We start from the raw sequence: 7,022 nt of genomic DNA on the forward strand, positions 1-7,022 counted from the left end.
TTTCCCTAGGGCCTCAACCTGACAGGCCGCACGCTTAGCGTACGATTTTGTCCGTTTTCTCTATCGTCCCCTCCATGCCCGACGGACGGTCGCCGGCCCGCCCTGGTCGAAGGCCGCCCCACTCGGCCCGGCGAGGCCCGGCCAAGGTTGGACAGTTGCAGCGGCCAAAATCGCCCCCTGCGGCCTCCTGGGCGCGTTTCTGGTGCCAAGGTAGGCTTGCCCCCTGACTGACAGCTTCCGCGTTGTGTGGGCGATTCTGGAGGCTCTGACGCTGCTCCGGTTGCAGCGCTCCCGCCCCCTCTTTGGCGTTCAACCTGTCGTTTTCAGAAGACGGCTGCACTGAACGTCAGAAGCCGACTGCACTATAGCAGCGGAGGGGTTGGATCCATCAGGCAACGACGGGCTGCTGCCGGCCAATAGCCGACAATGACGACACTGGAAATCCCCGCCTGTGAGCGTCGGCTCAGGGCGGGACAGCGTCATCCAGCTACCTGCGCCACTGACTCAGCCTTGTCCAGCCGGCCGCGCCGCACGAACAGACTGACCAGCCGTTGACGGATCGCCACCTGGAGTTCCGCCAGTTGTTCCGGCGTGATGCGAATTTCACCCGCTCGACGAGCGCAACACCGGCGCCGCCTACGCCAAGAACCGGCGAATCGAACTCAAACTCACGAACCGCTGAGCGCCGCGTCACCGCGCTGCTGCGCCAGCCAGTCGCGCGGGGCGCAGCCCATGCGCACGCGGAAGGCGCGCGCCAGAGCGTTCGGGCTGCCGTAGCCGACGCGGTCGGCCACCACCGCCACCGGCCGCCCCTGCTTGAGCAGGGTGCAACTGACGTTCATCCGCCAGTCGGCCAGATAGTCGCCCGGCGTGACGCCCACCGCGTCCTTGAACGCGGCGGCGAAGCGCGCGCGTGACATGCCCGCCTTCGCCGCCAGCGCCTCGAGCGACCACGCGGTCTGCGGCGCATCGTGCATGGCGGTTATGGCGCGCGCGAGTTTCGGGTCGGCCAGGCCCGCCAGCAGTCCGGTGGCGCCAAGCCGCCCATCCATCAGATAACGCAGCAACTGGATCAGTAGCAACTCGCACAAGCGGTCGATGGCGGCCTGCCGACCGCACTGGTCGCGCTCGGCTTCGGCAAACAGCAACTCTAGCGTCGGCCCGAGGCCGGGCAAGTCCGCCAACGGAATCAGCAGCATCGACGGCAAGGCCATGGCCAACGGATTGCCCGTCGAAGCGCCCAGGTCGACCTCCGCACACAACCACTCAGCGGTATCGCCGGGGGCGGCGACAAAACGATGCGACGCCACGCGCGGATAAAACAGCAGGCTCGGCTCGGTAACCAGCAGATCTTCATGCACGGGCGAACGCGCCGTAATCGGGCCGCGCCGCACCAGATGGATATAGCCATGCGGCGCCGCGTAATGATGCTGCCCACAGAAGGCGCCGCTGTGAAAAACGCGCGCCGAAAGCGAGTAGTGCCGGAGCAAGCCGGCCAGTCGATCCGCCATTCCACTCTCCATATAAGACGATAGGTTACGTATTTGATACTTTACGTGCCATATCGTACCAAACAAAGGGCGATCATGCCCACGTGCTCTTGCACCTCACCCACTACGGAGATAGACATGACCCAAATCGCCCCCCTGACCATCGACACCGCTGACGCCGCTACCGCTGCCACACTCAAGGCCGTCAAAGCCAAGCTTGGCATGGTGCCGAACCTGTTCGCCACGCTGGCCCACGCGCCGGCGGCGCTCAATGGCTACCTCGGCTTGTCCGAAACGCTGGGCACCGGCCGCCTGAATGCCTCCCAGCGCGAGATCGTTGCGCTCGCTGCCGGTCAAGCCAATCGCTGCCAGTATTGCCTGAGCGCACACACCCTGATCGGCAAAGGTGCCGGACTGTCGGCAGAGGCCATCGCCGCGGCCCGCACCGGCCAGGCGGCCAACGCACTTGACGATGCAATCGCCGGCTTTGCCCGCGCGCTGGTCGAGCAACGCGGCGTGGTGTCGGCCGACGCCATGGCCAACTACCGCCGCGCGGGGCTCGACGACGGCCTGATACTGGAAGTGATCGCCAACGTCGCGCTGAACACGCTCACCAACTACACCAACCACATCGCCGACACCACGGTGGATTTCCCCGTGGTCGCCGTCTGATCTCCATAGGCATATAAGGAGAACACGATGAAAATCGCACTCACCGGCGCTCTGCTCGCCAGCGCCCTCGTCCTGCCACTGGCCGTCACGGCCGGCGACTTTTCGCCCTATGTGGACAGCCAGGGCGGCATCAGCCGCCCCACAGACTTCCGCACAAACTTCGTCCACCTGGGCTCATATGCGGTGTTGGACGAAAAATCCGCCTCTCGCGGCTTGCACGATGTGTACACCGAAAAGGCCTCGGCCGAGCACTACCGCAAGACCGGCAAGTTCTTGGACGGCGCCACGCTGGTGAAAGAGATCCGCAAGCTCGAAACCAGCGCCATGACCACTGGCAACCCTGTGGTCTGGGGTTCCGATGCGGCCGTGTGGTTCGTGATGGTCAAGGACGCCAAAGGCCGTTTCGCCAGCAACCCCTTGTGGGGCGACGGCTGGGGCTGGGCGCTGTTCAAGGCCGACGCCCCCGCCAAGAATGTCGCCGTCAGCTACGAAGCCGACTGCATGGGCTGCCATGTGCCGGCGGCCAAGACCGACCGCGTATTCATCCAGGGCTATCCGACACTGACCCAGCACTGACTTGCTGCCGGGTTACGCTTCGCGCAGGATGGCACCTCCGTCCTGCGCGAGCCACCCTTTCCGGAAGCGCGCCATGCCGACACTCGACGCCTTTCTGACCGACGTCCGCGCCTGCACGCGCTGCGCACCGCATCTGCCACACGGCGTGCAGCCGGTCTTCCAGTTTCACCCGAGTGCGCCCATCCTCATCGCCGGCCAAGCACCGGGGGCCCGGGTCCATGCCTCAGGCGTGCCCTTCGACGACGCCAGCGGCGCGCGTCTGCGCGCCTGGCTGGGCGTGGACCGCGACACCTTCTACGACCCTACCCGCATCGCCATTCTGCCCATGGGCTTCTGTTATCCGGGCACCGGCAAAAGCGGTGACCTGCCGCTACGCCCGGAGTGCGCCCCCCGCCTGGCGCGAAGCCTTCATGCAGCGTTTCGAGCGCCTGTCGCTGGTCATCGTGCTGGGCAGCTACGCCATGGACTACCACCTCGGTACTGGCAAGACGCCGCTCACCCGGGTGGTCGAAGCCTGGCGCGAGCACTGGCCGCAAGCGTTCCCCCTGCCTCACCCTAGCCCGCGCAACAATCGCTGGCTGGTGCGCAACCCCTGGTTCCAACAAGACGTGCTGCCCGCGCTGCAAGCACGCGTCCAGGCAGTCCTCACCGCCAACCCCAAGGAAACCCCATGACCGACGACACCGCCGCCATTACCGAGCTGCTGCACAAGTACTACGACACCCTGGCCTGGGCGAACGGAGACAGGCACCGGCTTTGGAGCGATGAACGACGGCTTCAGGTGCGGTAGCTGACGCCTGGGACCTCAATCACCGTATGACCGGGTCGAAAGCGGTCCTTTCTCTGACAACATCGCCCTAGCCCGCACTCAACCCCCACAACACATCCAGCACATGTTGCGTAGGCCGCTCGACGTCCCCACCACGGTGGGCAATACCAAGTTGACGCCACAATAAGGGCTGTAATGGCCGCATGACGATCCTGGTATCGGGCAATGGCGTGGAGGCTTCATGCGGCAACAACGTCGCACCATAACCGGCCGCCACTAGGCTTTTGATCGCATCGTTGTAGTTCAGTTGAATACGCGGCGTGGGCTGCCGTCCATCACTGGCGAACCACTCCGAGGTCAAGCGCGAAAGCCGAGTAGTTTTGTCATTCAGAATTAATGGCTGGGCGGCCAGCCAACCGGGGGTCACAACATCCGGGCATTCCCAGCGAGCCGGCAAGAAGGCCATGACCGGGTCCCGCCGCCATGGCTCGATCCGCAATTCCTTCACCGGGGTCTGTGGCAGCGCGACCAGACCGATCTCCAAAGAGCCCTCGGCAAGCTTCTTCAAAGTTTCCTGCGACGTGAGCACCGCGACCTGCACATCGATAGCGGGATGGCGTTGGCCCAACGTCTCCAAAGCTTGCGGCATCAACTGTGCGATGGCCCCTGTGGAGGCACCCAGCCGCACACGCCCGGCCAAGCCCTGCACCTGACGCTCCACGTCCTCAAGCGCCTGCTCCGCATCCGCCAACAGGCGCCGCGCGCGCTCCACCAGCGTTTCTCCAATCGCCGAAGGCTGAATGCGCCCACGTGTGCGCGACAACAGCTTTCCGCCAACCCGCGACTCCAGGTCGGCAATATGCAAACTGACCGTGGGTGGCGCGAGGTGCAGCACACGGGCCGCCTCGGCAAACGAACCCAGGTCGGCAATGGCCACCAACGTGCGCAGACGGTCCAGGCTGATTTCGCGCATGAGTCACTCCTTGTTCAGAAAAGCTGAATTTCATCGTTTAGAAATTCAACTTTTCCTATCTTAGCCCCTCACTGAAGATTGGAACTCCTGATTTCCTATGTCCGAGAGCATTCCATGGCAAGTCCTCTTATATTCATCGACGGCGACCAAGGCACCACCGGGTTGCAAATCCATCAACGTCTACGCGACCGGACCGATCTGCGGCTTATCACGCTCAGCCCCGAACATCGCAAGGATCCGCAACGTCGCGCCGATATCATCAACGCCTGCGACATCGCGATTCTCTGCTTGCCCGACCAAGCCGCACGCGACGCTGTAGCGAGCATCGAAAACCCCGCCGTTCGGGTGATCGATGCGAGTTCGGCGCACCGCACCCATCCAGACTGGACCTATGGTTTCGCGGAGATGAACTCGCAGCAGGCCCAACGCATCGCCACGGCACGGCGGGTCAGCAATCCCGGTTGCTATCCCACGGGGGCGATAGGGCTGCTGCGCCCATTGCTGGAGGCCGGGTTGCTGCCCAGGGACTATCCGACGAACATTCATGCTGTGTCGGGCTATTCCGGAAAAGGGCGCGTTGGCGTGCAAGAGCATGAGGGAGAGGGCGCATCACAGGCGCCCGCGTTTCAGGTTTATGGTCTGGGGCTGGCACACAAACATATTCCGGAGATTCAGCAGCAAAGCGGTCTGATGGAGCGGCCGATGTTTGTGCCGGCTTATGGGGCTTTTCGGCAGGGGATCGTGCTGACCATACCGTTGCAACTTCGCTTGTTGGCGCCGGGCGTGGATGCGGTGCGGTTGCATGCGTGTCTTATGCAGCACTACGTCGATGCGGACCATGTACAGGTGATGTCGATGCAGGAGGCCAAAGGGTTGACGTGCCTTGATCCTCAGGCGCTTAACGGGACTGATAGTTTGCGATTGGTGGTGTGTGAAAATGATGAGACGGGGCAGGTTTTGTTGGCTGCGGTGTTTGACAATCTTGGGAAGGGAGCCGCTGGAGCGGCGGTGCAGAATCTGGATTTGATGGTTGCAGGGACATGACTCCGACTACCCACTGGCTCTAGAGTCTATGGCTCGAATTTTCGAGCGGTTGTTTCCTCTCTGTTTATGGCCTGGCATCGACGGCATTAAACGAGTCGAAAACAGAATCTACGCGTGTCAGCAGTTTGCAATCCAGTCAGGCTTTGAAGTTAAACGGTCGTCCACGACAGGCAGCAATCGGCCCAGAGTGTGTAAAAACGCACAGGTAAACCCTTGCTATGATTTCCGAGAATCTCATCGCAAGGGACGCCCATGAAACGGTTTATCCAGGGTGAACACCGAGGTCAAAGCACCTTACTTCCCGAAAGCCTCGACGACTACGTCAGCGATACCAATCCGGTGCGCGTGGTCGACGTTTTCGTCGATGAACTCGACTTGGCCATGCTGGGTTTTGAGGGCGTCATTCCAGCCGAAACCGGCAGACCCGCATATCACCCCGCGATCCTGCTGAAGATCTATATCTACGGCTACCTGAACCGCATCCAATCGAGCAGGCGTCTTGAGCGAGAAGCACAACGCAACGTCGAGCTGATGTGGTTAACCGGGCGCTTGATGCCCGACTTCAAGACCATCGCCAACTTCCGAAAAGACAATAGCAAAGCCATTCGCGGCGTCTGCCGTCAGTTCGTTGTGCTCTGCCAGCAGTTGGGCCTTTTTGGAGAAAACCTGGTCGCCATCGACGGCAGCAAATTCAAGGCGGTGAACAATCGTGACCGCAACTTCACCAGCGCCAAACTGAAGCGGCGCATGGAAGAAATCGAGGCAAGCATCAGCCGTTACTTGGCATCGCTCGATGCGGCTGATCGGCAGATCCCTAGCGCCTCCGCGCTAGATACTGCCAGCCTGGAAGAGAAAATCGCCAAGCTCAAAGAACAGATGAAAGAGCTTCAAGGAATAGAAGCCCAGCTCAACGAATCGCCAGACAAACAGGTTTCGCTGACCGACCCGGATGCCCGTTCGATGATGACGCGCGGCAGCGGCATCGTCGGCTACAACGTGCAGACAGCGGTCGACACGCAGCACCATTTGATCGTTGCTCACGAGGTCACCAACAAAGGTTCTGACCGTGACCAACTCAGCTCAATGGCGAAGCAGGCTCGGGAAGCCATCGGCTCAAAAACGCTGTCCGTAGTTGCCGACCGAGGCTACTTCAAAAGCGAAGAAATCTTGGCCTGCCACGATGCCAACATCACCGCCTATGTGCCGAAGTCGTTGACCTCTGGAGCCAAGGCGGATGGCCGTTTCAACAGAGATGCCTTCGTTTATAACGCTGTAAAAAACGAATACACCTGCCCAGCGGGAGATGCACTTATTTGGCGTTTTTCTAGCATCGAGAAAGGTCTGAAAATGCACTGCTACTGGAGTTCTAGTTGCAAAAGCTGCGCACTGAAAACGCAGTGCACGCCGAGCAGTGAACGGCGAGTGCGGCGCTGGGAGCATGAGGCGGTGCTGGACGAAATGCAGAGCCGCTTGAACCAAGCACCAGAGATGATGAAGG

Annotated in this window: 7 protein-coding genes and 1 pseudogene; 6 read left to right on the forward strand and 2 right to left on the reverse strand. The window is 61.5% G+C overall.

All coding sequences use genetic code 11. The features are described 5' to 3' along the window. Positions 1-668: 668 nt before the first annotated feature. Entirely contained in the window at positions 669-1,511 is an 843-nt protein-coding gene (locus PA6_RS21805; RefSeq protein WP_021703149.1) for a helix-turn-helix transcriptional regulator, read from the reverse strand. A 117-nt stretch (positions 1,512-1,628) separates the two neighbouring features. Here PA6_RS21805 and PA6_RS21810 point away from each other — a divergent pair, with 117 nt between their 5' ends. The 4 genes and pseudogenes from PA6_RS21810 (at position 1,629) to PA6_RS24095 (ending at position 3,412) form a co-directional block, all read left to right on the forward strand. Further along, complete coding sequence (locus PA6_RS21810; RefSeq protein WP_020309197.1) at positions 1,629-2,162, forward strand: carboxymuconolactone decarboxylase family protein; 534 nt, start codon at positions 1,629-1,631, stop codon at positions 2,160-2,162. A gap of 27 nt (positions 2,163-2,189) precedes the next feature. Continuing rightward, positions 2,190-2,738 carry a cytochrome P460 family protein gene (locus tag PA6_RS21815; RefSeq protein WP_003465000.1) on the forward strand — a complete coding sequence of 183 codons (549 nt, stop codon included), beginning with the start codon at positions 2,190-2,192 and terminating at the stop codon, positions 2,736-2,738. Positions 2,739-2,811: 73 nt separating this feature from the next. Further along, a pseudogene (locus PA6_RS24835) lies at positions 2,812-3,087 on the forward strand (uracil-DNA glycosylase family protein); the annotation flags it as partial. Positions 3,088-3,148: 61 nt separating this feature from the next. Continuing rightward, a complete protein-coding gene (locus tag PA6_RS24095) occupies positions 3,149-3,412 on the forward strand; it encodes a uracil-DNA glycosylase family protein (protein ID WP_003830781.1) in 264 nt (87 codons plus the stop codon). A 183-nt stretch (positions 3,413-3,595) separates the two neighbouring features. Here the strand turns inward: PA6_RS24095 and PA6_RS21825 are convergent, their stop codons facing one another. Continuing rightward, positions 3,596-4,480 carry a LysR family transcriptional regulator gene (locus PA6_RS21825; protein WP_003465017.1) on the reverse strand — a complete coding sequence of 295 codons (885 nt, stop codon included), beginning with the start codon at positions 4,478-4,480 and terminating at the stop codon, positions 3,596-3,598. Between the two features lie 114 nt (positions 4,481-4,594). Here PA6_RS21825 and argC point away from each other — a divergent pair, with 114 nt between their 5' ends. After that, positions 4,595-5,524 (forward strand): N-acetyl-gamma-glutamyl-phosphate reductase, encoded by a 930-nt coding sequence (gene argC / locus PA6_RS21830; protein WP_021703150.1) that lies wholly within the window; start codon positions 4,595-4,597, stop codon positions 5,522-5,524. 252 nt (positions 5,525-5,776) lie between these two features. Further along, positions 5,777-7,022 (forward strand): IS1182 family transposase (locus PA6_RS21835; RefSeq protein ID WP_021703151.1); only part of this gene is annotated, 1,246 nt, incomplete at its 3' end.

The organism is Aquipseudomonas alcaligenes NBRC 14159 (genome assembly GCF_000467105.1).
Taxonomy (GTDB): Bacteria; Pseudomonadota; Gammaproteobacteria; order Pseudomonadales; family Pseudomonadaceae; genus Aquipseudomonas; species Aquipseudomonas alcaligenes.

Coding starts and splice junctions, on each gene's coding strand:
- PA6_RS21805 (WP_021703149.1), bottom strand. CDS start 1,511: ATGGCGGATCGACTGGCCGGCTTGCTCCGGCACTACTCGCTTTCGGCG.
- PA6_RS21810 (WP_020309197.1), top strand. CDS start 1,629: ATGACCCAAATCGCCCCCCTGACCATCGACACCGCTGACGCCGCTACC.
- PA6_RS21815 (WP_003465000.1), top strand. CDS start 2,190: ATGAAAATCGCACTCACCGGCGCTCTGCTCGCCAGCGCCCTCGTCCTG.
- PA6_RS24095 (WP_003830781.1), top strand. CDS start 3,149: ATGCAGCGTTTCGAGCGCCTGTCGCTGGTCATCGTGCTGGGCAGCTAC.
- PA6_RS21825 (WP_003465017.1), bottom strand. CDS start 4,480: ATGCGCGAAATCAGCCTGGACCGTCTGCGCACGTTGGTGGCCATTGCC.
- argC (WP_021703150.1), top strand. CDS start 4,595: ATGGCAAGTCCTCTTATATTCATCGACGGCGACCAAGGCACCACCGGG.